A 26126-nucleotide genomic window follows, 5' to 3' on the forward strand; every position below is an offset into this window, starting at 1 on the left:
CTAACTGTTTGTTTAAGGAACAGTGACAAGTTGCAGTATTTTGTCTAGAACTTGGTTTCTACTTACGCCTTCGGCTTCGGCTTCATAACTCAGTATTATTCTGTGGCGCAACACATTATGAAATACCGCCTGAATGTTATCTGGTCCAACAAAATCTCGGCCCATTAGCCAAGCGTGAGCGCGGGCACATTTATCCAAAGCGATTGTCGCTCGCGGACTTGCGCCAAATTCCAGCCAATTAGCAAGATCTGCATGGTATTTTTCAGGTTGTCTTGTGGCCACAATAAGCTGCACTAAATATTGTTCAAGAGATTCATCTAAATGAATTTTAAGCAGATCCTGTCTTGCTTCAAAAATATCGCCTTGAGTCAAGTTTGGTGGCGTAACAGGCGTTACGTGCAAGGCTTCTTTACGGGTTAAACGTAAAATTTCTAATTCGGTTGCAGCACCAGGGTAATCAATTTCTAAATGCATCATGAAGCGGTCAAGTTGAGCTTCGGGTAAGGGGTAAGTTCCCTCTTGCTCAATAGGGTTTTGGGTTGCCATTACTAAAAATAGCTCAGGCAATGTATAGGTTTTGTTTCCTACCGTAATTTGCCTTTCAGCCATTGCTTCTAATAAGGCTGACTGCACTTTAGCTGGCGCACGGTTAATTTCATCCGCAAGTACAAGATTGTGGAATAATGGACCTTTTTGGAAAACAAAATTGCCAGTTTCAGGTCTGTAAATGTCGGTTCCCGTTAAATCTGCGGGTAATAGATCTGGTGTAAATTGAACTCGATGAAAATCACCTTCAACCCCTTTAGCTAATGCATTTACTGCTCTAGTTTTAGCGAGCCCTGGTGGCCCTTCAACTAATAAATGCCCATCAGCTAACAAGGCCAATAATATGTTCTGAGTTAGCGTTTGCTGGCCAACAACTTGGCTGTCTAAGTAAGTACGTAACTGTATAAATTTTTCAGCAGTCATATTGTTAACTCTTCCTTCTTATGGGGAATTTAATGCTTTTGATGATTGAAATTTGCACAAAAGCTAATGGTTTGTGATTTTTGCCACAGGTTACTGACAATGCAATCTATATAGGGTTCCATAGCTGAAATACAATGTTACAAAGGGGCAAAAATAAAGTTTTATTTAATCTCTCATTTTCTTTTCGTATTTAGTGGTTTTATATGGCTATTATTATTTATAAATAATAATAGCCATAGGGCATAAATGCACCTAGCTTGCAGTCACTATAGTTACTCTGTACAATTCATTTATTACAGGTCTGACCACTTGTGCTAATTTATTTAAAAGGATCCATAGATGACAACGAACCAAATAGTGAAAACAAGAGATGGCGATAGAATAGCCATAGTAGCAGGCTTACGAACTCCCTTTGCTAAAATGGCAACATACTTTCATGGTGTGCCAGCTGTTGATTTAGGCAAGATGGTTGTTAACGAAATGCTGGTCCGTAATAATGTTGATCCGAACCTGATTCAACAACTAGTTTACGGCCAAGTGGTGCAGATGCCTGAGGCACCAAATATTGCTCGTGAAATTGTTTTAGGCACTGGTATGAATGTGCAAACCGATGCCTTTAGTGTATCCAGAGCTTGTGCCACTAGTTTTCAATCTACAGTGAGTATTGCTGAGTCGATGATGGCGGGGAATATCAATGTTGGAGTTGCAGGTGGTGCTGACTCTACTTCTGTATCGCCAATTGGTGTGTCAAAAAAATTAGCCCGAGCATTAACCGACCTTCAAAAAACTAAAACGCTTCCGCAAAAGTGGAATGTATTGAAAAAGCTTGGTCTGAAAGATCTATTACCCGTGCCTCCAGCAGTTGCTGAATATTCTACAGGTTTATCCATGGGGCAAACTGCTGAGCAAATGGCGAAAAGCCACGGTATAAGTAGAAAAGATCAAGATGCTCTAGCTCACAGATCACATAGTCTTGCTGCTCAAAGTTGGGAAGAAGGCAAGTTAGCTAATGAAGTTATGACAGCATATGCAGAACCATTTAAAGGGGCTTTAGAGAAAGATAATAATGTACGGTTTGATTCAAAACTTGAAGGCTACGCCAAGTTGAGGCCCGTATTTGATAGAAAGCACGGAACGGTCACTGCCGCTAATGCTACACCTTTGACTGATGGCGCTTCAGCCATTTTGATGATGACTGAAAGCCGAGCAAAGGAGCTTGGTTATAAACCTTTAGGATATATAAAGAGCTATGCTTGGGCAGCAATTGACGTATGGGAAGATATGTTAATGGGCCCTTCGTACGCGACACCTATGGCTCTTGAAAAAGCAGGTATGACACTTAATGATTTAACCCTAATTGAAATGCATGAGGCTTTTGCAGCACAAACATTAGCGAACATTAAAATGTTTGCCAGTGATAAATTTGCCCAAGAAAAGCTAGGCAGAAATAAAGCCACAGGTGAAATTGATATGGACAAGTTTAATGTAATGGGAAGCTCTCTGGCTTACGGCCACCCATTTGCTGCAACTGGCACGCGAATGATTACACAAATGCTAAATGAGCTTAATAGAAGAGGAGGTGGTGCAGGATTACTAACGGCTTGTGCTGCTGGTGGTTTAGCCGCTGCTATGATCGTAGAAACTGAATAGGGTGAATAACATGACTATAAGTAATGATACCAATGAAATAAAAAGTGCCTTCTCCCTAGATGTTCGCGATGATGGTGTGGCTATATTGACAATGGATGTTCCAGGCGAAAGCATGAACACTCTGAAAGTCGAGTTTTCAGAGCAAATAGAAGACGTACTATCTCAAATTAATGCAGATAGCAGCATTAAAGGTGTAGTGTTAGTTAGTGGTAAAGATAACTCATTTGTAGCCGGAGCTGATATCAGTATGTTGGCCGCTTGTGAAAATGCGGAAGATGCGACAAGTATTGCTAAAGGCGGTCAACAAATGTTTGACCGTATTGAAGCTATGCCAGCTACTTTTGTCGCTGCTATCCATGGGCCTGCATTAGGAGGTGGTTTAGAATTGGCATTAGCCTGCCATTATCGAGTGTGTAGTGATGATGCGAAAACGCAACTTGGCTTACCTGAGGTGCAATTAGGCCTCCTTCCAGGAAGTGGTGGAACACAGCGATTACCGAGATTAATCAGCGTGCAACAAGCCATGAAAATGATGCTCACTGGTGGGTCTGCTCGAGCTAAACAAGCACTCAAATATGGCATAGTCGATGATATGGTTCCTAAATCCATATTGCTTGATGTTGCCATCGAAATGGCTAAAAAACCTAAGCCCAAACGTAAAGGTCCTAAACTAGACGTTATGGGTAAGTTTTTAGAAAAGACTAATGTTGGTCGTAACATTATGTTTAAACAAGCTCGTAAACAAACCGCTGCTAAAACCCATGGGAATTACCCTTCTCCAGAACTGATCATCGATTGTATTGAGACTGGGTTAAGTAGAGGCATGAAGAAGGGCCTTGAAGTAGAGGCATCGCATTTTGGTCAATTAGTAATGAGCCCTGAATCTGCTTCTTTGAGAAGTTTATTCTTTGCTACTACTGACATGAAGAAAGAGTCAGGCATTGAAGGTGTTAAACCTGAGGTTGTGAATAGAGTAGGGGTGTTAGGTGGTGGCTTGATGGGGGGAGGAATTGCCTTTGTTACTGCCAGCAAAGCTGGTATAGCTGTTAGAATTAAAGATATCCGTACCGACGGCATTGCTAACGCCATTAAGTACAGCTATGACATTTTAAATAAGAAGTTTAAACGTCGATTTATTAAAAAGTCAGAAATGCAGAAACAATTGGCATTACTAACTGGAAGTGTTGATTATACTGGGTTTAATGAAATTGATGTGGTGATCGAAGCCGTTTTTGAAGATCTAGAACTTAAGCAACAAATGGTCGCTGATGTAGAAGAAAACTGCTCAGAGAGTACTATATTTGCTTCTAATACATCCTCCATTCCTATTGGGCAGATTGCGGCCAAAGCTAAAAGACCGGAGAATGTAATAGGTTTACACTATTTTTCTCCTGTAGATAAAATGCCCCTCGCCGAAGTGATTGCCCACGATAAAACCTCAGACAAAACAATTTCGACTACTGTTGAATTAGCTAAAAAACAAGGTAAAACTCCTATCGTTGTAAAAGACGGTGCAGGGTTCTATGTGAATCGTATTTTAGCGCCCTACATGAATGAAGCTGCGGAAGTTCTGCTAAGTGGTGAGCCCATTGAACATATTGACAAATCATTAGTTAAATTCGGATTCCCAGTGGGGCCTATTAAGTTACTTGATGAAGTTGGAATAGATGTTGGTACAAAAATAGGGCCTATTTTAGAAGCCCAATTTGGTGATAGATTTGTATCAAATCCTGACTTTAATAAAATATTAACTGATGGCCGAAAAGGTAAGAAGAACGGCAGAGGCTTTTATGATTATTCAGGGAAAAGTACAGGTAAGAAAGTTGATAAGTCTTTGTATGATTTGTTAGGTATTACACCAACAATAAAACAAAGCCAAGAGCAAATTTCTGAGCGTTGTGTATTACTTATGTTGAATGAAGCTGCCATGTGTTTAGATGAAGGGGTCATTCGTAATGCAAGAGATGGCGATATTGGTGCAATCTTTGGGATTGGCTTCCCTCCTTTTTTAGGCGGACCATTCCGATATATGCATAGTTTAGGTTTAGAATATTTGGTTAATAGGCTTGAACATTATCAAAGTGTTTATGGAGATAAGTATACTCCCGCGGCATGTTTGAAGCTTATGGTTGGTGAAAAACGTTCTTTTTACTAGCCAAGATATTTGATATACCCAGCCGAGCTGACTTATACCTAAGCTCGGCTTTTTTTTGTTTGAAACCCATGTAAACTAGCGGCAATTTCAATACAAAGGCAAATTATTACCGCTTATGTATTTTAGGACATAACACTTGTTATGAGTCTTACTTTAATTTGGTGAGGTGGTTATGATATTGCTTATTTTAAGTTCTGTAGTTTGTTGTTGTGTGTTTTATGTGCAATCGTTTAAGACCGGGTTAACGGCAAAGAATTGGGCTTTAGCTGGGTTGTTTTTGGGGCCTACGATTTATCCACTTTTTAGATCGCGCCAACGAATAAAGTTACAGAAGGCTAGAGGGTATGCTAGCTATTTATTTCTAGCATAAAAAAAGAGGGTTCCCCCTCTCTTTATCTGTGCTTCAATAAACTTATATTGAGCCTTATTGATTATCCTTAAATTATTAATATATTCCATTAAGGTTACGTATCCTTACGTAGATGACTCTTTTTTACCAATTTCTACCATTTTTTAAACCATTTTTACTGGTATCTGTAGTGGTTACTGGTGCCTTGTTTTGGCTTGGTGCTTTAACTGCTTCTTCAGATTTAATTGCTGCTGGAGCGGCTGTTGCTAGTACTAGTGCTACTGCATATGATTTTAACATTTTTATTTCCTCGTATATTTTATTGACGTTTATGCCGACATTATATTGCCGGTCAATTTAATATTAGCGAGAAGTGTGCCAAAGTTTATGAGTGAAGGATTTTTACCAGAAAAAAATATTAGTGTTACCTAAGTGGTTGAGAACTATGGGTATCTGTTAAGCCTTTAATTTCGGGCTTAAGAAGTAATCTAGTGTGTTTAATTTAAATAGTGTTCTTTTGAATTACTTTAGATAATTGTTGGTTTTCAGATAATAAACGTTCAAATCTCTGTGAGTTTAGGGGTTTACTATATAAATAACCTTGTAACATTTCACACTTGTAACGACGTAAAATTGACAGTTGACTTTCATGCTCAACACCTTCGGCCACTACTTTTAGCCCTAAATTATGGGCGATTGTAATAATTGCCTGTGTCATATGCCGATCTTCAGCCGCTGTTGCGATATCATCAATAAAAGCTTTGTCTATTTTTAAAGTGTTAATTGGGAAGCGTTTTAAATAAGCTAAAGAGGAGTAACCAGTACCAAAATCATCAAGTGCTAAATGAATACCTCTCTCCCGTAAACGTAACATCATACGTAGGGCTTTTTCGGGGTCTTGCATCAAGGTCCCTTCAGTAATTTCGCACTCTAGATGCAGTGGTGAAAGACCAATTTTTTGCAATATATTAATGATACGTTCGTCTAAGTCAGGAATTTGAAATTGCCTAGCTGAAATGTTAACCGCAACACGCCCTGTAAATAAGCCCTTATCAACCCAACGTTTGGTGTCTTCACAGGCTTTTTTAAGTACCACTTCTCCAATATCTACTATTTGTCCTGTTTGTTCAGCTAAAGGGATAAATTGAGCAGGGCTAACTATGCCCTTATCTGGATGTTCATAGCGAACTAAGGCTTCCATACTGGTTAGTTTACCGCTGGCTATGTCAACTTTAGGCTGATAAAAAACTGTAAATAAGTCTTCTTTTAAACCGTGGCGGATTAAATTCTCGATTTGTAACTGACGCACCGCGTTTTGGTTCATTTCGCCACTAAAGAATTGATACTTATTGCCACCAGCATTTTTTGCAAAATACATAGCGGTATCAGCATTTTTTAGTAACTCTTGTGGAGAACTTCCATCCTCCGGATAAAAAGCAATACCTAAACTAGCCCCTAAAACAAACTCCTGTTTATTGATTATAAATGGGCGGGCCATATTATCTAAAATAGTTTGAGCAAAATGGGTGATGTAATGAATATCGGTGGAATTATCTACTAATATACTAAATTCATCTCCCCCTATGCGGTAACAAGTTGCCTTGGTTCCTGCCATTTTTTGCAGTCTTTTGGCTATTTGTTTTATTAAAATATCACCCGTTTGGTGCCCTAAAGAATCATTAATCTTTTTAAAGTTATCCATATCCAAACAAATTAAGGCATGAGAGGTATCTCTCCTTACAATATTACTGTGGCTCGCTAAGAAAAATGAACGATTAGGTAAGTCGGTAAGGGGGTCTGTATTAGATAACTTTAATAATTCTTTTTCTGTGCCTTTTCTGGCCGTAATATCGGAAAATACACCTACATAATGACTTATTTTGCCGTCTTCATCGGTAATCGCATCAATATTAAGTTCCATCTCATATTTTTCGCCAACCTTTCTTCTTGATTCAACCTCACCAAACCAATTTCCTTTTTGCTGTAGGCTCTTTTTAACTTCTTCAGTAAATACACCTGGGTATTGATGAAAAGCTAAATAACTGGCTAGAGCTTGTTCTCTAGTTTCCCCTGTGTATTTACAATAAGAGTTGTTCACTGAAATAAATCTAAAACTAGTATCAGTAATAAATACCCCATCAGATATTGTCTCAATTGAACGTTTAAACAGCTTTAACTGTTCTTCTGCTTCTTTTAGGTGGCTGATATTTTTTAAGGTGCCTGTCATTCGCTGTGGTTGATGATTGTTATCCCTTGCAACGACTTTACCTCTGTCTAGTATCCATAACCAATCACCCTTGTAGGTTTGTGCTCGGTACGCTACTTCATAATTTTCTGTTTTTTCATCCAAATGCTCCTTTAAAGAGTACTGCACTCTTTCTATGTCATTTGGGTGGATATTCGCTTCATAGGAACTATTGACTCGAATGTCGTCTTGAGGGAAGTCTAAGGTTCCCCAAGTATTTGACCTAAAAACCTGCCCCTTATAGATATCCCAATCCCATAATTCATCGCCACTGCTCCATAAAGTTAATTTTAGGCGTTCTTCATTTTCCAAGATTGCTTGACGTATGGCATTTCTAGCTCTGATCTGTTTTATCCAATAAAACAATATCAATAATGTTAAAGCGGCAAATAAAATTAAGGCATTTTTATGTAACCAAAAAGGTGGTGCAATGTTAATTTGAACCTGCTTAGAAGGTGACCATTCATTAAACGGCGCTCTACTTTGAACAACAAATGTATACTTGCCAAAATCTAAGTTTGAAAAGTCTGCTCGTCTAGGGGATTCACTATCAGTCGTAATCCATTTATTTGATAACCCTATAAGCTTGTATCTGTACTCTATAGCTTCTGGTACCACAGGGTTTAGCTGAGCAAATTTCAAGCTAATCATGCTTGATTCATTAGGGAGGTCGATACTTGTAGCCATATTAATTGCTGAGGGTAAGGGAGAGTTTTTTGAATGTATAGAAACAGGGAGATTGAAAACTCTAAATTGCGTTAAAGTTGGTGAGTGGTAAGAATTAATATTGGCTTGATTAGCTCTCTTTTCTAATTCTGTATATGATACTTGCTTAGGATGAAAAGTCAGAATGCCGTTGGTGCCCCCAAGCATAATTTCACCAGAACTTGTTTGTAAACCCCCACCTTCATTTAATTCATTATACAACAACCTTTCAGGGACAATGTTTTGTAATACCTTTGACTCTTCGATTGAAACTTCATCTATTCCGTCGCTTACATAAGCCAACCACAAACTACCTTCGTGGCTAATTGTTTCTATAATTTGGTTGCTAGCTAAACCATTTCCTTGGCTCAAATGCGTTTTGACTTGATAGGTTATTTTATCTAATTCAATAAGACCGTGGCTTAAGGTTGATAGCCAAAACGCATTGTCAGTCTCAATTACAGAATTAAACAGCCTCACTGAATCATCAAAGTTAATTATTAGTCTTTCTAACGTTTGAGTATCTGTATTGTATAGAACGAGTCCTAGATTAGTTGCTAGCCATAAATTTTTGGATGAGTCGTAGTAAAGAGGTACTACATAATTAATATTTTTATTGGGCAGTTCAATGTTTGTTATTTTGAGAGTTTCTGTATCGACAGAGCTAATGATACCCACTTCTCTTCTTAGCCAAATTTTATTAGAAAACTGACTGATATTTTGGGTGTCCATTCCTGCGAAAAGTGTTTTCACATGTTCTAGTCGACCTTCTGGAGTCTGTTTATATATAAATAGCCCACCTGAGCTGGCTACCCATATCTTATCTAAGGCATCAATTTTTAATGCCCAAATATTATGTTTGAAATCTGTTAAAAAATGTTCAAAAGTAAAATTATCTGAATCAAATTTATTCAAACCATTAGATTGTGTAGCCGCCCAAATTTGATCTTTAGAGTCTTGAGATATTGCCCAAACTACATCGCCAGATAATGAATTTACGTTATTTGCATTTTTCTTAAAAAACTTAATTTTCGAGCTTTCTAAGTTATAACGGTAAATGCCACCTGAATAAGTACCTAACCAAATTGTATCATTCGAGTCTTTAAAAATTTTTAAAAGGTGTGTGCTTTCTAAACCAAAATTATTACTATTTTGGGTATGGTAGTAAAAAACTTCGGCAAAATTTTCATCAATAATACTTATACCAGAGCTTCCACCTAACCAGACATTTTCATCTTTATCCTTTGAAATGCTTCTGACTTCATCTCCAACAATGGCGGGGGAGCTATGTGTATTAATTTTGGTTACATCAAAAGTATCCCTATTAACCACATATGCACCTTGTTCAGTGCCTAGCCAATAGTTATTACTAATTAATTTTAAATCAAATAGATAATCAGCATCTATAGATATGTCCCAAGGATTAGCTCCTTTTAAACTAAACAAGGTATTTGTTGCATGTTCGAGGAGGAATAACCCCTCACCTAAGCTACCGATCCATGTTTTATCTACTTCACTAAATATTACTTTGATGTCTGCAGGTAACGCATCTCCACCTACTCTATAGGGCAAAAATGTATCGGTATGGTTATCATAAATATAAAGGTTTTCACTAGTGGTGATCATCAAACGGCCATCGATGCCTAGCGCTAAAGAAAATATTTCGTTATCGCTTAATTCACTATTGCTATTGTTATAAGTTTTAAAATTATCTAGTTTTGGATTGTATTTTGCTAAGCCGTTTCGGGTACCTATCCAAAGAATACCTTGAGAGTCCACCAACATTTTTTTAGTAAAGTTTGCGGGTAAAGAAGATTCATCTTCTGGGACATGTTTGTATGTTTTAAAGTCGTACCCGTCAAAACGACTGACGCCTTCAAAAGTTGAAAACCAAAGAAAGCCTTGTTGATCTTCAACTATATCGGTGACTGTACTCTGGGCGAGTCCATCTGATTTTGAGTATTTAAAAAAGACATTATTTGAGGCATACACAGGGGTAAGGAAGTTTAATCCAATTGATATCAGAAAAACGGACAAGCATGTTATATATAATTGGTGTATGCGCACTTTGTACCCAAAGATGGTAGACTACCTTTTCATTATTAGTATTAGTTAGTGGTATGTCCTTATCTCCTGTCACTAAATATGCCCAATTTCAACGCGGGCTACAAGCATTTATAATAGAAAAGTGCAGGAGTTAGCTTAAAAAAGCTGATTCGTGCGGTTTTTATGCAGCTAAGCGGTGTTTTAAAGGTAATTTATCTCTGATTTAAATCTCTGAATATTAGATACGTTTGCGGTTTTAATGGTGGCTGGGTAATCACTTAAGTCACCACTATATAACAAAAATTCTCCAAAACTTTGTCTTGACACCATATCTTGTAGGTAATTATTTAGGTCGCTTAATTCAAGCTCTATAATTGATTTAACCATTTTTTCATTGTGATTAAATGTCAAATTTCCGTTACCTATTGCCATCCATAAGTGTTGACTTTTCATATTTAAATTGGTGTCTTCTTGCATTAACTGCTTGATGACCCCGTTTTTGATCATTTTCCAAACATTCTGATACTCTTTAATGTCTTCTAGCGTTGTAATTAGGAACGTATTAATCGCTTCTATAAGGTGACTAACACTTTTATGGGGAGACTGAATGTAAAAGCTGATCCCTGGGTGATTATTATAGGGTACGTATCCAGTCCCTACTAAATAGCCTAGCTGTTGCGTGGTGCGCAATTTATGGAAAAACGGCGTAGCCAATAGTTGCTCTGCTAAAATAGTTAAAACTGTGGTCTTAATGCTTGAGTCTGGGGCTTGAAAATATAAAACCACTGCAGAATCTGGATGTTCGCAGTTGACTTGGTGTATTTGTGTTGCTTGCTTACGTATGTCAGCTACCCCTCTGTTAATTTTGTCAGCTGTAGGGTATGCATTTCGGAAGCTTTTTACATCTTTCACAACTTTAATCGTATCAGAATACGCCCAGTCACCGTACATTAGGCCTTCTAAATGAAAGCAACTAAGTAGTTGTTCTTTCGTGGTTTTTATATCGTGTAATGCTAACTTATTGACATTAAATGCCATTTGTTCCGGTGAGTAATTTTGTTGTTGCATGAGAACCGCTAGCCTTGAAAATATTCGGTTTATTGGCTTGTTAAGAAGGGTATTTGATAAGCCGTTGAGTTGTTTATTCTTTACCTGTAGAAAGCTGTTTTCAAAATTATCATGGACTATGATCTCAGTTAAAAGATTACTACAAAATTCGAGTTGTGGATTGCTAAATCCACTGGTTTGTATAGAGAACCCTCCTTGATGGGGATAAAAATGGAAGTGAATTCCAGCCATGTTAGCTTGGTAGTATTTCTGATTTAGTCTTTCATTTAATAACGCAATCCATAGTCGCTTACCCGCAACTATTTCAATACCTTGGTTAACAATTGGACAATCAAATGTTAAAAAACAATGTCCTTTAGGTTGTTTAAATTTATCATCTTGCCCATACCAAATATGAAGTCCGGTTTCGCTAACTATTTTTTGGGGTAAGTGATAGTCATGATTTATGTCATTAAGTTTTGAAAGTGGCTGAATGAACTTGTTTACATCGGGTAACTTCAAATTAGCCATGTATCTAGATTTAATAATGTCTAAATCAAAGTTTAGATTCAAATTTGTAACATCATAAGGGGTGTTATACCACTTAGCGATTAGATGAGTGGAGGCATCTGGCGTTACCACTTTTAACCTTAGATTCTCTGGACTGAAGTAATCTAACATCTGAAGTGTAAGCGCTGGGCTAGGCTTATCGAGTATATAATCTCCACAAAGTAGATATTCTTCAGGGTATTCAAATATGGCGATACTTAACTCTTGGGCTTCATCTATAGGTTTAGCGTGGTCAGTAAAGTCCCACATTAATTGATTGAGAGTAGAGATTTCTTGAATGCGCCAGCTGCTAATGCCTTCTTCCTTAATAAGTTGAATAAACGCGAATAATGCGTAAATTATGTTGTCTTGATTTTTAATTCCTTCATTGGTTAATTGCAGATTGATGTTAAAGTCTTTAAAACTGCTGCCTTCAATTCCACCACCTGCACTTAGGCTAGTGGCCCAATTTTTTTGTTTGTAAAAGCTCAGTAATCCTCCATCTCCCTCATCACCTATTATATGGCTTAGTACACTTAAAGGCTTGCTTCTGAAGTACTCTCCTTGTCCGGGTAAAGGAAACGTAAAAATCATTCTTTGAGCTTGTTGAATAGGTTTTATATTAATCTGTATTCCCAAATGTTCAGGTAAATACAAACTAGGGTGCTTATCAGCTGATGGTAATTTTTTAGCGTCCCATTGACCGAAATGTTCCCGTACTAGCTGCTCAGAACTAGTGATATCTTGTTTGCTTATTAGACAAAAGGAGGTGTTTTGTGGTTGATAGTAGCTTTGATGGAAGCGTTGGAGTTTTTCCTTTAGTTCTATAGCTGAAAATGCGGAGAAGGTTTCCAAATTACCCACTGAAAACTTGCTAAAGGGATGGGCGGGGTTGCAGGTTTCCTTATGTACTTGGTATAAACGTCTTAAATCATCTTTTTGCTTTAAAGAAAACTCTGCATCAATTGCGTTTATTTCTTTTTCAATCAGTGTTTTATCGAATTTAGGCCGTAACATCATCGCGCTTATATGTGCTAAGGCGTTATCTTCATTCTGAATATCAGAGTTTAAATCGTAAAAAAAACTTGTAAACTCAGAGCCAGTAGAAGCGTTAATACTGCCATTGTGGCTGGCTAAAAAATTTGAGAAGTCATTGGCATTAGGGAATATATCATTTCCTAAAAAAAGCATATGCTCCAGTAAATGACTGATACCAGGGCAATCATTATCGTCGTTAAAGTGACCTGCATTCACTGTTATAGAGCAAGCGCTTTTGTTGGCAAGTGGATCTTGAACCAATAAAATTTTTAAACCATTGGGTAATTCTATGAATTTATATTGGCGTTTATCATAGGCACTTTTGAGCAAAATATATTTTCCTTGACGTTACAACTAGTAAGCATAAACCAATTTTTTATAGATAATCACTTTCTAAACATTTTTCGTGGTATTTTTATTGTACTATTAAGAAAAATACAAATTAAATCAATAATATGAAGTTAGCAATAATGCGTCACGGACAAGCCGAGGTGCTAAGTGAGCCAGATGAAACTAGGGCTTTGACGGTTTTAGGTAAGCAGCAAGTATCTGATGCAAGTAATTGGTTAGCAAAACATTTAGGTGAGAATAGCAAAATTGACTTAGCATTGGTGAGTCCATATTTGAGGACCCAACAAACCTATGATGAGTTAACTTCAGTTGTGAATGTTGGTAGAAAAATTGATACATCTGATATTGTCCCAGAGGGTGATCCTGCTCTCTTTCACGACTATTTAGATGCCTTAATATCGCAAAGCCCCTCTTATAAAACCGTTTTGGTGATAAGCCATATGCCTTTTGTGTGTTATTTTTTAGAAGAAATCAGTAAAAGTAAAAAATCAATGCTATTTGATACATCTAGTACTGTTATTGTTGAATATGACCCTATCGATAGAAATGGTGACGGGGGAGAAACATTTCACCCGTAGCATAAAATACATGTTTATCTCAGCTTGTATGTATTCTAGTCTTAAGAATTTGCTGGGCTAACCGATATTATTAATATGATGAATAAAAGTTTGCCCGCATATTTACAACAGGTGCTAGAGCATCAGGTTGTGGAATCAAACCTGACTCATGATGATGAGCTTCAGGGGATCATGGATCGCCTAACAAATCTAAATGATAAAGTTGAGCTTTTAAAAACAAAAATTCATCAAAACCGTCAAAAAAATAGCGAAGACAATACTAATCAGACGTGAAAGTTGGCTCTTCGCGGTAGTACTCTGGTAAAACACGCACTGTTTTAACCATATTATCTTTCATTTCAATTAGCTCTATAGGATAGCCAGCGATTCTTAAACTGATATTGGTCTCAGGTATATCTTCGAGATATTCCAATATCAAACCGTTTAAGGTTTTTGGACCTTCAGTTGGAAAGTTCCAATCTAATTCTTTATTTAACTCTCTGATATTCGCGCTACCATCAATTAAAAAGCTGCCATCTTGTTGTAGGTTGGCTTCTTTACTATGGTCGGGTAAAAAGCTAGTGGTGAAGTCACCAATAATTTCTTCAAGAATATCTTCCAAGGTTACTAATCCTTGAATGTCACCATATTCATCTACTACTAAGCCTATTCTTTCTTTAGCAGCTTGAAACTTATACATCAGCGTATGCAGAGGCGTTGATTCTGGCGTAAAGTAAATATCTCTAACCGCCCTAAGCAAGGTCGCTTTTGTAAATTGGTCTTTTGACAATAATCTTAATGCATCTCGAACATGCACAAATCCTACTGCGTCATCTATGCTGTCACGATAAAGTAAAACTCGGGTGTGTTGAGCGTTGACTAACTTTCGTTGAATATCTTTCCACTCATTATTAATGTCAATAGCAACGATATCACTGCGGGGGACCATAATATCTTCAGCGGTTACTTTTTCTAAATCTAAAATACCTACTAGCATGTCTTGGTGCTTTTTAGGTATGAGCGTCCCAGCTTCGTGTACTACGGTTCTCAACTCTTCCCGGCTTAAATTTTCGCCATCGTTATTTCTAGGGTTAACTCGTATTATGGCTAATAAGCCATTACAAATACCATTTATCAAGTACACGAATGGGTAAAGAACGAACATCAGAGGAAGTAAGACAATGGAGCTAGGGAAAGAGATTTTTTCAGGGTAAAGTGCCGCTAAGGTCTTTGGCGTAACTTCTGCAAAAATCAAAATTACAATGGTTAAACCAATATTTGCAGCTATCAGGCCCCAAAACTCACCAAACAACCTTAAGCATAAAATTGTCGCGACTGACGCTGCTGCAATATTGACCAAGTTATTGCCAATCAGTATTAAACCAATCAGTCGGTCAGGTCTTTGTAGTAATTTTTGTACGCGAATAGCGCCTTTGTGACCTTCATTTTCAAGGTGTTTCAGACGGTATCGATTAATGGACATCATGCCCGTTTCAGAGCTTGAGAAATAAGCTGAGAGTAAAATTAAAACGCCGAGAATAATGAATAAACTACTAGTGGCGATGTCGTCCAACTATGAAAATCCTATAAAGATATTAAGGCTGCAACTTTAAGGGCAATTAAGCCTCTAATCAAGAGTTAAGTAAGACTTCTCTGACAAAACGACTACCAAAATATCCAAGGGTTAATAGTGCTGCTGCTAATATACTTGTAGTGATAACCCACCTACCTCTCCAACCATAAAGCCAATGACCAATGACTATGACGCCATAAATAACCCAGGCTATCAATGCTAACACTGTTTTATGAGCCTGTTCTTTGGCGAACATGTCATCTAAAAACATAAAGCCTGTAATGAGAGATAATGTGAGTAAAACCGTACCCACTAGTAGTAACTTAAATAGAATGTTTTCTACCGCCATAAGAGGAGGTAGAGACGAGTGGAGTAGGGAGGCTTTCTTTTCTTTTAGGCGCAGGTTGATATATGACAACTGCAAAGTATATAAAAATGCAATGGATAAGCTTGCATAGGCAAAAAGAGAGAGACCGATATGAATAAGTAACGTAGGTTTTATACCAACATTCATCATATGGGCACTCGGTAACTGACTATTGGCTATAACAATTAAGCCACTAAAACCATATATTACCGGTAATAGAATAGTGTTAGGTAATTTGAATGATGTCACCAACATGGTGACACTGATTAACCAACCAATGAGAGACGCTACATTGAGCATGCTCATGTTTTGCCCAGGAGATAAAAACACTCCCAGTTTTAGAATATATGCATGTAATACTATAGCGATGACAACGCTAACCGTGGCTAACGTTTTGTTTGGGCCTTTTTTATCAAACATACCAGCAACGACTATTGCTGATGCTATCAGATAAAACACAAAACAAAGTACATCTAGTAACATCTTAAACTCTCTGGCTTATTCAATTGATTGTAACTTCAGTGCATTGTCAGCACTATGACTTAATAATATTTTAATAAAAATCTAACTCGTTAAAATTAACACTTATTTTGCTTACATGACATAGCTTTGAGATCATTTCAAAGGTTACAATTAATTTCTGTGATGAGAAATGTCTTTGAGCATTCTTATCTGTAACTATCTTCTATATAATACAAGTAATTAGCAAATTTTAGGTAATACGAAGCATGTTTGAGAATCTAAGTGACAGATTAGGTAAAACGCTAAAAAATATAAGCGGTAAAGGGCGTTTATCAGAAGATAATATTAAAGATACTTTACGCGAAGTGCGCATGGCATTACTTGAAGCTGACGTGGCCTTGCCAGTAGTGCGTGAATTTATTGCTCAGGTTAAAGAGCGAGCAGTTGGTACTGAAGTTAGTAAGAGCTTAAACCCCGGCCAGGTATTCATTAAGATTGTTCAATCTGAACTAGAATCAGTGATGGGGCAGGTGAATGAGTCTTTAAATCTTGCTGCTCAACCTCCAGCTGTTGTTTTGATGGCCGGTTTACAAGGTGCTGGTAAAACTACCAGTGTGGGGAAATTAGCTGCTTTATTAAAACAACGAGAAAAGAAAAAAGTCTTAGTTGTTAGTGCTGATGTGTACCGACCTGCGGCAATCAAACAGCTTGAAACGCTAGCTAATGATATAGGTGTTGAGTTTTTCCCTTCAACCGCTGAACAAAACCCTATTGATATAGCCAATGCAGCAATTGATTTTGCACGTAAACAATTTTTTGACGTATTACTTGTTGATACTGCTGGTCGTTTGCACGTTGATGGCGAAATGATGCAAGAAATTCAAGCATTACATCAAGCTATTAACCCTATCGAAACCTTATTCGTAGTTGATGCCATGACGGGGCAAGATGCTGCCAATACAGCAAAAGCATTTAACGATGCTTTACCTCTAACCGGTGTTATCTTAACTAAAGCGGACGGAGACGCGAGAGGTGGTGCCGCTCTATCTGTCAGGCACATTACTGGTAAACCCATTAAGTTTATGGGTATGGGTGAAAAATTAGACGCACTAGAAGCTTTCCATCCTGAGCGTATCGCATCTCGTATTCTAGGGATGGGAGACGTACTAAGTTTAATTGAAGAAGTTGAACGCAAAGTCGACAAAGACAAAGCTCAAAAACTAGCTAAAAAAGTTCAAAAAGGTAAGGGGTTTGACTTACAAGATTTCAAAGAACAGTTAGAACAAATGCGAAACATGGGCGGTATGATGTCTCTTATGGATAAAATGCCAGGTATGGGAAATATGTCCGCACAGATAAAAGACAAAGCGAATGACAAATCTTTTAATCAGATGGAAGCAATAATCAATTCTATGACACCCGGCGAGAGAGCAAGGCCAGATGTTATAAAAGGCGGGCGTAAGCGTCGAATTGCAGCAGGTTCGGGTACTCAGATTCAAGATGTGAATAGAATGCTTAAACAGTTTACCCAAATGCAAAAAATGATGAAAAAAATGTCAGGTGGAGGCATGAAAAAAATGATGCGTAATATGAAAGGTATGATGCCACCGGGTGGGCCAGGAGGCATGTTCCCACCGAGGTAACTAGTACAGTGTTACGCCCGAAAGTTTAACCTTTAATTTCTATTTTTTGGATTTGATATTTTGTTAGTAAATGCTGCTAATCAACGTTCTAATTTTCTAGTTAATATAATGTTTTCGCTCGTTTTAACTTTAGGTGTGGTTGTTATTGCGGTGGTTTACTTTTACGGTGAAAGTATTGCCGAAAAAACAACTAACTTAATATCAGATGACCTCCCTACTTATGATTTATTACATAAGTTAGATAAAGGTTTAATTGAGCAGGAGCGATACCTGTATGAATTTTATATAAACCAGCGTGAAAGTGATTTTAGCCGAGGTTACACAAATAGTTTTCAACAAGGACTCGATACCCTAGAAGAATTGCAGCACAGGTTGGGAAATGTTCAACCACTATATGTTATCCGGGAAAATCTGACTAGTTTGAATAAAGTAGGTAATGAATTTTTTCTGAATATAATAGACCCCGAAACAGATTGGGATTTCGCTATGGAGCAGTTACGTTTAGTTAGCGAAATAAGACGAGATACCGCACATCAAACTCAATTTTTAATCCATCAGACGGAACGAAAAGTAAATGTCTCTGAACAAAAAGTTTTAACAGGGCTGAAAAGTGTTAGGTTTTTTGTTGTGTTGTACAGTGGTATTACTCTCCTAATTGCATTTGTTGTAACTAAGGCTATTAGGACTTACTTGGTCAATACGGCGAGTAACCAACGTTTATCACTTTTTCCGGCACGCAACCCTAACCCTATCATTAGCCTAGATCATAAGAGCAACGTAACTTATAGCAATCCAGCCACAGACAGCTTACTGCAACGACTAAATTTGCCTATAGGCAAGACCCATTTGTTGTTAGATAAAAACATTCGTCTGCATCAAGAGAAAATACTTTCAGATACAAGTATTCGTTCGACTATTTTTGAATACGAAATAGATAATTTATATTTTCAATGTGACTTGCATTGGGTAGAAGACCAACGCCAATGGGACATACACTTAACTGATGTGACTGAGCGTAAACGAGTCCAGCAGGAATTGTCCTACAGAGCTACCCATGATCCTGAAACAGGCTTGAGAAACCGTTATGAATTAGAGAAATCATTTACCGAGTTGTACGCCAAAACCGATGCTTTTGTACTTGGGTTAATCGAAATTCGCTCTTTCAATCAATTACTTACCATTAGAGGTCTAACTGTCGCCTCAACCGTTGTAAAAGAGGTGGCCTTAGCTATTAACGAGGTGGTTTCTCACGCAAACTTAACTGGATTTAAGGTCTATCATACAGGTGAGAAAAGCTTTGCAATAACGAATACCGAGAGCCTTAGTAAGAAGGATATTTATTCGTTAGTAAAACAGATTGAGGCGAAAATTTCATCGACGATATTTCATAGTCAAGATCAGGTCCGGTTAGACTTTGGATTTGCATGCTTTCCTGAACATGGAAACGATTATACAAGGTTACATAAAAATGCCTTAGCAGCGCTAGATAAGTCTGCAAGTAGCGAGGATAAATCTCATATTTTATTTACGTTAGAGTTAGGTACTAAGTTAGCGTATGAACAAAAGTTAATCGATGATATGCGTGTCGCTATAGAAAAGGTTGAATTTGAGTTATATTTCCAACCCCAATTAGAGTTGCACACTGGAACTATTATTGGGGCAGAAGTACTCATTCGTTGGCAACGAGACGATGAATGGGTTTCTCCCGGAGAATTTATTCCTTTGGCTGAAAAGGCTGGCCTAATTGATATTTTAGGTGATTGGATATTACACACTTCTTGCCAAAAGGCGCGAAAATTAGTCGATTTAGGGTTCCACGACTTAGTTGTGGCGGTCAATATATCCCCCCTGCAATTTGGACGTAAAGATTTTCTAGATAAAGTAAAACAGGCATTAAAAGATACGCAATTATCAGCTAAAAACCTTGAGTTGGAAATTACTGAAGGGGTCATCATATACAATGAGCAAGAAACTATAGCAACATTAGAATCTTTAAAATCACTGGGTGTAAAACTCGCAATTGATGACTTTGGAACCGGTTACTCATCATTGAGTTATTTGAAAAAATTTAATATCGATAAGCTTAAAATAGACCAATCTTTTGTTCGCAACATTCAGCATGAAAGTGCAGATCAATCCATAGTAAGAACTATTATCGAACTGGGTCGTAACCTTGGCCTAACTTTGATTGCCGAAGGAGTGGAAGAGCAAGAGCAGTTAAACATATTGAAACATATGGGATGTGACGAAATGCAAGGTTATTTCTTTAGTCGTCCATTACCAGAGCAGGAATTTATTGAGTTTGTTCAACAGCAGAGCGGAGTTTAGTAAGTGCTCAAAAGGATCTCCTCAGAGAACGCTATCCGTTACAGTAGGCAAATATTGTTATCAGGCTTTGATTTAGAAAAACAAGAAATATTACTCAATAGTAGCGTGTTACAAATTGGAGTGGGTGGGCTTGGGTGTGCTGCGGCTCAATATCTCGTAGCAGCTGGTGTCGGTCATATTACATTGGTTGATGACGATAAGGTTGATGAATCCAACTTACAACGGCAAATCTTGCATACTGAAGCCAGTGTTGGGCTAAACAAATGTGAGTCTGCAAAACAAGCATTAACCGCATTAAATAGTGACGCTAAGATCGATATTATCCAACAACGATTATCAGACGACAAACTAAGTGAACAAGTCAAAGCTCATGATATCGTAATTGATTGTAGTGACAATATCGAAACACGTAATCAATTAAATAGAATTTGCATTAAACAGCAAAAACCTTTGGTTTCAGGGGCTGCTATAAGAATGGAAGGACAGTTATCTAGCTTTCTACCTAGCGCTAACAACCCTTGTTATGAGTGTCTAAGCACTATGTTTACTGAGCAAAGCCTAACTTGCGTTGAAGCCGGAGTTATGTCCCCAGTTGTTGGAATTGTTGGAGCTATGCAGGCTTTAGAGTGCATAAAAATATTGACTGACTTTGGCAAACCATTGACTAACAAATTAATGATGTTTGACGGAAAAAGCATGGAATGGCAAACCTATACTATTCCTAAAAGCACTACTTGTTCAGCCTGCTCTGCGCTGTAATTCGCTGGTCAAAATCTAAAAGGCTTACATCGGTAAGCCTTTTTTAATTAAACCAATATTTAATTTACATGTATCAATGTAATTTCAACTTCTGGCCCACAATATTACTAACTTTGCGACTCAATAAAACTAACGCACCTTTGAACCAGCCATGTACAGCAAACTGGTGCATATTGTATAGGGAGATATAAACAAACCGCGCGAGCTTACCTTCTACAAACATACTGCTATTACTCAGGCTACCCATTAAACTGCCCACAGTGCTGTACTTACTTAAATGAACTAACGAGCCGTAATCCTTGTATTGATAAGACTTTAACGGCTTAGACTTTTGTATGTTAATAAAGTTTGTTGCTACTAGGCTTGCCATTTGATGGGCTGACTGTGCTCTTGGCGGCACCCAAGAACCATCTTCTTGTTGAAAACCACAACAGTCGCCTATAACGTAAATATTATCGATTAAGGTACTTTGTAATTGTTTATTAACAAGGATCTGTTGTGCTCGGTTAGTTTCAAAAATATTTAACTTTTGAATAAAGTCAGGGGCTTTGACTCCTGCTGCCCATACCATTAAATCGGCTTCGATTAGGTTAGTATCACTGGTAATAAAGCCTTCTTTTTGAGCGCTTGCTACTCGAGTGTTTTCTAACACTTTAATGCCCAGTTTGTGCAAAGCAGCTCGAGCTGAATTGGTTATGCGCTCGGGTAGGGCAGGCAATATACGAGGGCCTGCTTCAATGATGGATATTTGTAAGCGCTCTGCCGACATTTTTGGCATACCATAAGAGCGGGCTAAATTAGCCACATGGTGTAATTGTGCTGCAAGCTCGGTACCTGTGGCTCCACCACCCACTATAGCTACCTTTAAGCTAGAGTCAGAATCACTTAACTGGTTAATTTTAATTAACTGATTAAGCAAAGCTTTATGAAAACGCTCAGCCTGTTTTAGAGAGTCTAGTAAGTAACAATTTTCAGCTACGCCAGGGGTGCCAAAGTCATTGCTGACACTGCCAATAGCTAACACTAATGTATCGTATGTCAGGGTGCGCTCTGGCAATAAAACATCACCATTGTCGTCTGGTAACGGATCAAGATGAATCGTTTTGTTCTCATGATCAATATGACTCATGTTGCCTAATTGGAAGTCGTAGTGATACCGCGCAGCATGAATAGGATAGTCGACGCCATCTGAATTTTTATCTATCACCCCAGCCGCCACTTCATGTAGCAAGGGTTTCCATACATGGGTACGGCTACGATCGACTAATATGATTTCAGCTAGCTTGTTTTTACCTAGCGTTTTACTTAACTTGGTAACTAGCTCAAGGCCACCCGCACCTCCGCCTACAACGATTATTTTTTGCATGATATTTCCTAAAGTTTAAATAAATCTGGGACGCACTTGCGAGTGGGGTAGAGAGGCTACCTAAGGTGTTGACAAGAAAGAGTAAGAAAAGAAAAAACACAGCTATCGCAAGTTGTTATGCTATGTGAAAATTGTGACAAAAAATGCGACTTTTGTCTAGAATAGGGCGCTATATACTGAGCATAATCTCTAGATATTTTACTGGTCAAAATTGCTTATGGATCGAGTTGTGCAAACGCCGCTGTTTAAAACAAACAATAATTAGAAAAGTCTTATCATTAACCAATTTAGAAGGTGCAGTAATGAGTTCAGAATCATCAAGTTTCAACCGTAGAAGTATGCTCAAAACCCTTACCGCAGGGGCAGTGTATTCGCTAGCTGCATCAGAGCTAGTTCAAGCTAAATCACTCGCTAACACGCCTGCATCTTTGCAAGTCCCTAAAGGTGTCACCCCTGAAGCCCTAGCTAAAGATGAGTCATTTTGGGCTAAAGTTGCACTTTTTTATGACAAAGCAGAAGGCATAGTTAATCTCGAACATGGCTATTGGGGTAAAATGTCGCGCCCAGTGCAAACTGCTTACCTTGAAAATACTGAAATGGTGAACACTCAATTATCCTATTATGCCCGTAAAGAATACAACCAAGATTTAGTCGATAGTGCTAATAAAGTTGCTGCAGCTTTAGGGGCTAATGATGGCGAAGTGGTGTTAACCCGAAATGCTACTGAGTCTATCCATAATCTGTTAAGGCAATATAACGACTTTAAACCCGGCGAAACGGTTTTATTTACTGATATTGATTACCCGAGTTTTAAAGAAACTATGCAGTGGCTAGCCAAATCACGTGATGTTGAACCTGTAGAAGTGATTATTCCGCCCCAAGCAAACCAGCAACAAATACTCGATTTATACATTAGGGCGTTTGATAGTAATCCTAAACTTAAATTGATGTTACTGACTCACGCAAGCAATCAACATGGGTTAATACTTCCTGTGGCTAAAATTGCTGACGCAGCCAAGCAAAGAGGCATAGATGTAGTGTGTGACTGTGCACAATCTTGGGGCTTGTTAGACTTTAAAATTACCGACCTTAACGTAGATTGGGCAGGGTTTAATTTACATAAATGGATTGGCAGCCCTGTAGGAGTAGGGGCTCTGTATATGAAACAAGGCAGCCTCACAAAAATTTCACCTTACCCTGGTGAAACAGACCCAGACAACACCCTAACTTACAAACGTGTACACACAGCTACTACCAATTTTGCAGCCACCTTAACTGTACCTACTGCGATAGATTTTCATCAATCAATTGGGCCCGCTAATAAAGATGCACGTTTACGTTATTTACATTCGTTATGGGCGACAGAAGCCAAAAAGATGCCTCACATAGAGGTGTTGGGTGGCTCTGATGCTGAATCAGCAAGCGGCATGGGAGCATTCCGTTTAACTGGCAAAACTAGCTTTGAAGAAGTTACCCAGTTACAAAAACGTTTAGAAAACGAATTTGGCGTATTCACCGTTGTTAGAAAGGGCCTAGCCAGTGGCTGTTGTATTCGAGTTACTCCGCAGGTTTTCGTTTCTGCTGCAGAAATCGCAACATTAACTAACGCATTAAGAAAGCTAGCTTGAACTTCAAGCTAAAGAATTTCGACACTATTAAATTAACCACATTAAAATAACGATAAATAGGCAACCCATGAAAAAATTATTACTAAGCAGCGTATTGTCACTAGGACTGCTTACACCATTTTTAAGCTCTGCAAACGACATCACTCCAGAGCAAAAAATTAAAGCAGCAGGCTTCACATTGCCTGAGCCAGTGAAGCCAATTGCTAATTATGTAACCTGGAGACGCTCTGGCAATACCTTGTATTTGTCTGGCCACGGTGCCTGCGAAGGTAAAAGTGTATTAGGTAAACTAGGTGACGACCTTAACATTGAACAAGGTTACGACGCCGCACAGCGAGTTGGCTTATGTGCTTTAGCCACAATAAAATACGCTACCGGTGATTTATCAAAGGTTAAACAAGTGCTAAAAATAACAGGAATGGTTAACGCCACTGACTCTTTTACTGGTCACTCAAAAGTAATTAACGGATTTTCAGACTTGTTTGTAACTGCATTTGGTGATGACGGCAAAGCTGCCCGCGCTGCAGTGGGTATGAGTAGCCTACCGGGTAATATGTCGGTAGAAGTCAGCGCCATTATTGAGCTTAAAGACTAACTTAAAAAGTAGTATCAATAGGGGCAGGGCACACCTGCCTTTATTGATGATTAACTAAGGAGCCACATGACCAAAGACGAAGTTATCGCATTACTAAACCTAGAGGGCCACTTTGAAGGTGGCTATTTTAGGCAAACCTTCAAAGCCACTCACAGAGAGCCTGTTATTACCGAACGCGGTAAACGCACCAGCATGACGGCCATTTACTACATGCTAAGTACAGACAACAGTATCGACCATTTTCACACTAAACACTCTGATGGTATTGAGTTTTATCATATGGGCTTGCCCATTACGTATCATATGATCCACCCAGATGGCCGTTATGAAAAAGTCGTAGTGGGCCCAGATATAAAAAATGGCCAACAGCTGCAATTAGCGGTAGCCGGTGGGACCTATAAAGCTGCAGAGTTGACCCCTGATGAGAGCTCGACTGCTGAACACGATTTTGGTTTAGTGAGTGAAGCTGTTGCCCCAGGGTGGGAGCCTGAAGATATGATAGAGGTTAGTGCCGCTGAGTTACTTGAAAAGTTTCCGCAACATAAAAATATTATCCAGCGTTTAGCCAGAAGTTAAGCTCAAAGTTTAAGTTAGGTGTCCGCATCTATCTTAAATACCTTATCTATAGGCTTGTGTGTAGCGGGTTTGTCAATACGACAGCCAACAAGACGTTGCGGAATATTTGGCTTTAGTAAGTCTGCAAAAACGCTTACATCTTTTAGGTTAGGGTCTAGCCACATATCAATAGTATCGTCATCTTGACTCAATATTAGTGGGCTAGCTTTAGTATGGTAGGGCATGAGCTTTTCGTGGGGAGGTAAAGTTATCACCGAACACGACAAGGCCGTTTCACCAGTAGTAGATTTTACCCATTCTCGGCATAAGCCACCCAAGGCAATAGCCTCACCTTTAATGGCTTTAAAGTCTGTATATTTTGCATCACGGCCTTTACCTTCGGTTTCACCAAAGCCGGATGCGGGAATAACACAACGAGACTGCCTAAACGCCTCATACCCTGCGCTTTGGGGCTTGTTTAGCTTGTCATATCGGGTGTTAAAGCTCGCCCACTTAAAATCAGGTTTAAAGCTATCGCCGTTTAAAGTTTGCAATAACCACCAACTGGCATTCGCGATAGTGCGCTGCTGCGCCACTTGCCTAACAATTGAAACCTCGCTACCCGCCCGAATAAAGCGCTCAAACCTTAAAGGCTTTTGCCCTACATCAATAGGAATGCCTAAAGTACCAAGTAAATCAATTACTCCAGGCGTATCAGTAACATTTAAACGGCCGCACATTAGGCAAGTATCAGTGGTTAAGAATGCCTAATAGTTTTGCATAAAAATCACAAAAGCTCATGCCATAACTTAAAGAGTTAAAAAGTAACTGCAAGAAAAGAGACGGCCCTACCAATTAATACATTTAAGCCATGTTCTTTCTAAAAGTGGCCAAGACATACTGTGAGTCAGATGGGACAAATTCGAGCAACTAAGCCTTATGGGGAACAAATCACAACGGCCTATATTTGGTCGCTAGCGCATCCTAAACACTTGATTGGTGCAGGGCTTTCTTATGAATTTTATCACTTTATAATTAGTGAATTCTTTACTGGGTGGTTAGTATGCAACATAAGAGTTACCTTGTTGTTTTGATTAAAAGATTCGACACCTTTATCAAAACGGGTAACTCTCTCTTTTTCAAAAAAATCTCAGATTAAGTCGAGACCAATTCACCTAATCAGTTTTAA

Annotated in this window: 17 protein-coding genes; 9 read left to right on the forward strand and 8 right to left on the reverse strand. The window is 38.5% G+C overall.

Translation table 11 applies throughout. The features are described from left to right. Positions 1 to 12 precede the first annotated feature (12 nt). On the reverse strand, positions 13 to 969 hold the full coding sequence (locus tag EOK74_RS07790; protein ID WP_133469420.1) for an AAA family ATPase: 957 nt from the start codon (positions 967 to 969) through the stop codon (positions 13 to 15). 339 nt (positions 970 to 1308) lie between these two features. Here EOK74_RS07790 and fadI point away from each other — a divergent pair, with 339 nt between their 5' ends. Both fadI and fadJ read left to right on the forward strand, forming a co-directional pair. Then, positions 1309 to 2619, forward strand: a complete 1311-nt coding sequence (gene fadI / locus EOK74_RS07795; protein ID WP_133469421.1) for an acetyl-CoA C-acyltransferase FadI — start codon at positions 1309 to 1311, stop codon at positions 2617 to 2619. A gap of 10 nt (positions 2620 to 2629) precedes the next feature. After that, on the forward strand, positions 2630 to 4774 hold the full coding sequence (gene fadJ / locus EOK74_RS07800) for a fatty acid oxidation complex subunit alpha FadJ (protein ID WP_133469422.1): 2145 nt from the start codon (positions 2630 to 2632) through the stop codon (positions 4772 to 4774). A 493-nt stretch (positions 4775 to 5267) separates the two neighbouring features. On the opposite strand, the gene EOK74_RS20825 is transcribed toward fadJ, so the two are convergent. The 3 genes from EOK74_RS20825 to EOK74_RS07810 form a co-directional block, all read right to left on the reverse strand. After that, positions 5268 to 5423, reverse strand: coding sequence for a hypothetical protein (locus EOK74_RS20825; protein WP_166638732.1), 156 nt, complete (start codon positions 5421 to 5423; stop codon positions 5268 to 5270). Between the two features lie 202 nt (positions 5424 to 5625). Continuing rightward, complete coding sequence (locus EOK74_RS07805; protein ID WP_133469721.1) at positions 5626 to 10134, reverse strand: EAL domain-containing protein; 4509 nt, start codon at positions 10132 to 10134, stop codon at positions 5626 to 5628. Positions 10135 to 10320: 186 nt separating this feature from the next. Continuing rightward, complete coding sequence (locus tag EOK74_RS07810; protein WP_133469423.1) at positions 10321 to 13083, reverse strand: insulinase family protein; 2763 nt, start codon at positions 13081 to 13083, stop codon at positions 10321 to 10323. A gap of 125 nt (positions 13084 to 13208) precedes the next feature. On the opposite strand from EOK74_RS07810, the gene sixA reads away from it, so the two are divergent. Beyond that, positions 13209 to 13682, forward strand: coding sequence for a phosphohistidine phosphatase SixA (gene sixA, locus EOK74_RS07815; protein WP_133469424.1), 474 nt, complete (start codon positions 13209 to 13211; stop codon positions 13680 to 13682). 259 nt (positions 13683 to 13941) lie between these two features. Here sixA and EOK74_RS07825 read toward each other — a convergent pair whose 3' ends face one another. Together EOK74_RS07825 and EOK74_RS07830 are read right to left on the reverse strand one after the other, a co-directional pair. After that, entirely contained in the window at positions 13942 to 15234 is a 1293-nt protein-coding gene (locus EOK74_RS07825) for an HlyC/CorC family transporter (RefSeq protein ID WP_133469426.1), read from the reverse strand. A gap of 58 nt (positions 15235 to 15292) precedes the next feature. Further along, complete coding sequence (locus EOK74_RS07830; protein WP_133469427.1) at positions 15293 to 16084, reverse strand: cytochrome C assembly family protein; 792 nt, start codon at positions 16082 to 16084, stop codon at positions 15293 to 15295. Positions 16085 to 16329: 245 nt separating this feature from the next. On the opposite strand from EOK74_RS07830, the gene ffh reads away from it, so the two are divergent. The 3 genes from ffh to EOK74_RS07845 all read left to right on the forward strand — a co-directional run bounded on the left by ffh (position 16330) and on the right by EOK74_RS07845 (position 20793). After that, on the forward strand, positions 16330 to 17706 hold the full coding sequence (ffh, locus tag EOK74_RS07835) for a signal recognition particle protein (protein ID WP_133469428.1): 1377 nt from the start codon (positions 16330 to 16332) through the stop codon (positions 17704 to 17706). A gap of 108 nt (positions 17707 to 17814) precedes the next feature. Continuing rightward, the gene (locus EOK74_RS07840; RefSeq protein WP_239024047.1) at positions 17815 to 20034 is read left to right on the forward strand and encodes a putative bifunctional diguanylate cyclase/phosphodiesterase; all 2220 of its coding nucleotides are present in this window, start codon (positions 17815 to 17817) and stop codon (positions 20032 to 20034) included. Positions 20035 to 20037: 3 nt separating this feature from the next. Further along, positions 20038 to 20793, forward strand: a complete 756-nt coding sequence (locus EOK74_RS07845; protein ID WP_133469430.1) for a molybdopterin-synthase adenylyltransferase MoeB — start codon at positions 20038 to 20040, stop codon at positions 20791 to 20793. Positions 20794 to 20866: 73 nt separating this feature from the next. On the opposite strand, the gene EOK74_RS07850 is transcribed toward EOK74_RS07845, so the two are convergent. Then, on the reverse strand, positions 20867 to 22159 hold the full coding sequence (locus tag EOK74_RS07850; protein ID WP_133469431.1) for an NAD(P)/FAD-dependent oxidoreductase: 1293 nt from the start codon (positions 22157 to 22159) through the stop codon (positions 20867 to 20869). Positions 22160 to 22461: 302 nt separating this feature from the next. Here EOK74_RS07850 and EOK74_RS07855 point away from each other — a divergent pair, with 302 nt between their 5' ends. From EOK74_RS07855 to EOK74_RS07865, 3 genes are all read left to right on the forward strand, one after another. Further along, positions 22462 to 23787 carry an aminotransferase class V-fold PLP-dependent enzyme gene (locus tag EOK74_RS07855; protein WP_133469432.1) on the forward strand — a complete coding sequence of 442 codons (1326 nt, stop codon included), beginning with the start codon at positions 22462 to 22464 and terminating at the stop codon, positions 23785 to 23787. 67 nt (positions 23788 to 23854) lie between these two features. Next, complete coding sequence (locus EOK74_RS07860) at positions 23855 to 24382, forward strand: RidA family protein (RefSeq protein WP_133469433.1); 528 nt, start codon at positions 23855 to 23857, stop codon at positions 24380 to 24382. A 66-nt stretch (positions 24383 to 24448) separates the two neighbouring features. Then, positions 24449 to 24958: a cupin domain-containing protein gene (locus EOK74_RS07865; RefSeq protein ID WP_133469434.1), complete on the forward strand. Its 510-nt coding sequence runs from the start codon at positions 24449 to 24451 to the stop codon at positions 24956 to 24958. Positions 24959 to 24972: 14 nt separating this feature from the next. Here EOK74_RS07865 and EOK74_RS07870 read toward each other — a convergent pair whose 3' ends face one another. After that, positions 24973 to 25677, reverse strand: a complete 705-nt coding sequence (locus EOK74_RS07870; RefSeq protein ID WP_133469435.1) for an SOS response-associated peptidase family protein — start codon at positions 25675 to 25677, stop codon at positions 24973 to 24975. Positions 25678 to 26126 lie beyond the last annotated feature (449 nt).

Origin of the sequence: Paraglaciecola marina, assembly GCF_004360155.1 — a bacterium.
Lineage (GTDB): Bacteria > Pseudomonadota > Gammaproteobacteria > Enterobacterales > Alteromonadaceae > Paraglaciecola > Paraglaciecola marina.

Bases quoted from the DNA above. Each gene is read 5' to 3' on its own strand.
- EOK74_RS07850 (WP_133469431.1), bottom strand. From the start codon at position 22,159: ATGCAAAAAATAATCGTTGTAGGCGGAGGTGCGGGTGGCCTTGAGCTA.
- sixA (WP_133469424.1), top strand. From the start codon at position 13,209: ATGAAGTTAGCAATAATGCGTCACGGACAAGCCGAGGTGCTAAGTGAG.
- EOK74_RS07855 (WP_133469432.1), top strand. From the start codon at position 22,462: ATGAGTTCAGAATCATCAAGTTTCAACCGTAGAAGTATGCTCAAAACC.
- fadJ (WP_133469422.1), top strand. From the start codon at position 2,630: ATGACTATAAGTAATGATACCAATGAAATAAAAAGTGCCTTCTCCCTA.
- EOK74_RS07870 (WP_133469435.1), bottom strand. From the start codon at position 25,677: ATGTGCGGCCGTTTAAATGTTACTGATACGCCTGGAGTAATTGATTTA.
- EOK74_RS07830 (WP_133469427.1), bottom strand. From the start codon at position 16,084: ATGTTACTAGATGTACTTTGTTTTGTGTTTTATCTGATAGCATCAGCA.
- EOK74_RS20825 (WP_166638732.1), bottom strand. From the start codon at position 5,423: ATGTTAAAATCATATGCAGTAGCACTAGTACTAGCAACAGCCGCTCCA.
- EOK74_RS07840 (WP_239024047.1), top strand. From the start codon at position 17,815: ATGTTTTCGCTCGTTTTAACTTTAGGTGTGGTTGTTATTGCGGTGGTT.
- EOK74_RS07865 (WP_133469434.1), top strand. From the start codon at position 24,449: ATGACCAAAGACGAAGTTATCGCATTACTAAACCTAGAGGGCCACTTT.
- fadI (WP_133469421.1), top strand. From the start codon at position 1,309: ATGACAACGAACCAAATAGTGAAAACAAGAGATGGCGATAGAATAGCC.
- ffh (WP_133469428.1), top strand. From the start codon at position 16,330: ATGTTTGAGAATCTAAGTGACAGATTAGGTAAAACGCTAAAAAATATA.
- EOK74_RS07790 (WP_133469420.1), bottom strand. From the start codon at position 969: ATGACTGCTGAAAAATTTATACAGTTACGTACTTACTTAGACAGCCAA.
- EOK74_RS07860 (WP_133469433.1), top strand. From the start codon at position 23,855: ATGAAAAAATTATTACTAAGCAGCGTATTGTCACTAGGACTGCTTACA.